Genomic DNA, 2,476 nt, shown 5'->3' on the forward strand with positions numbered 1-2,476 from the left:
GCTCGGCCGGCTGCGCGAGCGCGTACGCCGACGACTTCCCGCGTGCCCGGACCTGGCGCACTCGGAACTGGCCGACCTGGCCGGCGCGCTCGGCGCGGTGTCGCGCGCGCTCGCCGCGCTGCGGATCCGGTTCGACGTCGCCGCCCACGAGGCCGCCGCGATCCGACCCGACATCGACCTCGCGGCCCTGCTCCCCGGCTGAGGCACCGCACCACCGAGTCCGCCGACCCAGCTCCGGTCCGAACCGGGGCACCCCACCGGGCCGCTTCATCGCCCCCGACCCGAACCACGGCACCCACCGGGCCGCTTCGCCGCTCACCGCGTGAACCGCCCGTCCCGTAAAGCCTTTTCCCTCGGGGCCCGTCCCACCCCAACGAACCGCACGGAGTACCGATGTCCACCGCACAGCCGTCGAAAGGCGGGTCCCTTCGGCGGAACACGCTGTCCGTGTTCGGCGCCGTCGCCATGTGCATGGCGTTCATGGGCCCGGCCACCAGCGTCGCGTTCAACACCCCGCCCGCCGCCAAGGGGGCCGGATACGCACTGCCGCTCGCCATCGTCCTGGCGATGGTGGCCAGCCTGCTCGTCGCCAACACGATCGCCGCGTTCGCCCGCAAGTTGCCGGCGGCCGGTTTCGCCTACACGTACAACAGCCACGGCTTCGGCAAGTCCGGCGGCTTCCTGTCCGGGTGGCTCCTGCTGCTCACCTACGGCATGGTCGGCCCGATGCTCTTCGCCGCGCTCGGCAGCTACAGCCACGACTTCCTCGACAACCAGTTCGACATCGGCGTCCCATGGCAGGTGATGTCGCTGCTGTTCGCGGCCGTCGTGTGGGGGGTCAACTCGCTCGGCGTCTCCAGTTCGGCCAAGACCGCACTGATCTTCCTGATCCTGGAGGTCGGCGTCCTGCTCGGCCTGGCCGGCGTGGTGCTCGGCGACGGCGGCGACTCGGGGTTGTCGGTCGCGCCGTTCAACCCCGCGAACTCGATCGACGGGTTCAGCGGCCTGGGCACCGGCATGCTGTGGGGCATCCTGATGTTCATCGGCTTCGAGTCGGTGGCCACCCTGGGCGAGGAGGCGCGCGGCGCCAAGCGCAGCATCCCGCTCGCGCTGTTCACCGCGGTCGCCGTGATCGGCACGTTCTACGTGCTGATGGCCTACTCGACCTCGATCGGCTTCGGCTCCGCGCACGCCGGCGACCTCGCCGGCGACGGCGCGCCGCTGACCACGCTCGTGGACCGCTATTGGGGCGTCACCTGGATCCTGGCGCTGACCGTGATCGTCAGCCAGTTCGCCAATGTGGTGTCCGGGTCGAACGCGGCCGTGCGCGTGCTGTTCTCGATGGGCCGCGAGGGGGTGCTGCCCCGCTTCCTGGGCCGCACCAACGGCCGTCACGTGCCGCAGTCGGCGATCAGCGCCTACCTGGGCTTCTCGCTCGTGTTCGCGCTCGTCCTGGGCAGCGGCTTCGGTGGCGATCTGGGCCCGCTGGGCGTCTACGGGTTCGCCGGCACCGTGCTCGGCCTGGGCATGGTGGTCATCTACATCCTGATGAGCATCGCGGTGATCCGCTTCTATCTGCGCGAACACCGCGGCGAGTTCAAGCTCGTACGGCACGGCATCCTGCCGGGCGCGACCGTGCTGCTCATGCTGCTGCCGATCTACGGCCAGCTGTGGCCGGTGCCCGAACACCCGAACAACCTCGTGCCGTACGTGATCGGCGGCTGGATGCTGCTCGGCGCCGGCTATCTGCTGTGGGCGCGCCACAACCGGCCGGAGGTACTGGCCGCGATGGGCCGGGTGTTCGAGGACGACTCGGACGACATACCGCAGGCGCAGGTGAAAGCCGCGCACACCCACGCCTGACCGCCGGATCGCCCCGTCGTCCCCCTCCGGGGTCGGTCCACCCGCTCACCGCAAGGAGAAACCCCGCGATGTTCCTCGACCGCCTGCTCCGCCACAACCGCCCGCTCGTCGACGCCGTGGTGACGGCCCATCAGGAGGGCCGGCTGCTCGCCAACACCTACGTGATCGACCTCGACACCGTCGCGCGCAACGCCGCGTACATCGCCGAGGCGGCGCGCGGGCACGGGCTCGACACGTACGTGATGGCCAAGCAGTACGGCCGCAATCCCGACGTCACCCGGGCCGCGATCGGCGCGGGCCTGGGGCCCGTCGTCGCGGTGGACACGGCCTGCCTGGCCGCGGCGACACGGCACGGCATCCCGGTCGGGCACGTCGGACACCTCGTCCAACCGCACCGCGGCAGCGAGGACTTCGTGGTGGCCGCCGAGCCCGAGGTGGTCACGGTGTTCTCGCTCGACGCGGCGCGGCGGATCGGCGCCGCCGCGGTGCGGCGCGGCGGCGCGCCCGTGTCGGTCCTGCTGCGGGTGCACGGCGAGGGGGACCGGTTCTACTTCGGCCACGGCGGCGGCTTCGCGGCCGACGACGTCGTCACGGCGGCGCACGCGGTCGAGGC

At 71.7% G+C, this 2,476-nt stretch carries 1 protein-coding gene and 2 pseudogenes; all 3 read left to right on the forward strand.

Features of this window, described 5'->3' with window-relative positions:
- A pseudogene (locus GT354_RS27595) lies at positions 1 to 202 on the forward strand (hypothetical protein); the annotation flags it as partial.
- Between the two features lie 191 nt (positions 203 to 393).
- A complete protein-coding gene (locus GT354_RS27600) occupies positions 394 to 1,863 on the forward strand; it encodes an APC family permease (protein ID WP_161359089.1) in 1,470 nt (489 codons plus the stop codon).
- 68 nt (positions 1,864 to 1,931) lie between these two features.
- A pseudogene (locus tag GT354_RS27605) lies at positions 1,932 to 2,476 on the forward strand (hypothetical protein); the annotation flags it as partial.

It is taken from the genome of Streptomyces sp. SID3343, assembly GCF_009865215.1.
In the GTDB taxonomy this organism is placed as follows: Bacteria; Actinomycetota; Actinomycetes; order Streptomycetales; family Streptomycetaceae; genus Embleya.

What these genes read in the sequence shown, in the direction of transcription:
- GT354_RS27600 (WP_161359089.1), top strand. Translation starts at nt 394, where the DNA reads ATGTCCACCGCACAGCCGTCGAAAGGCGGGTCCCTTCGGCGGAACACG.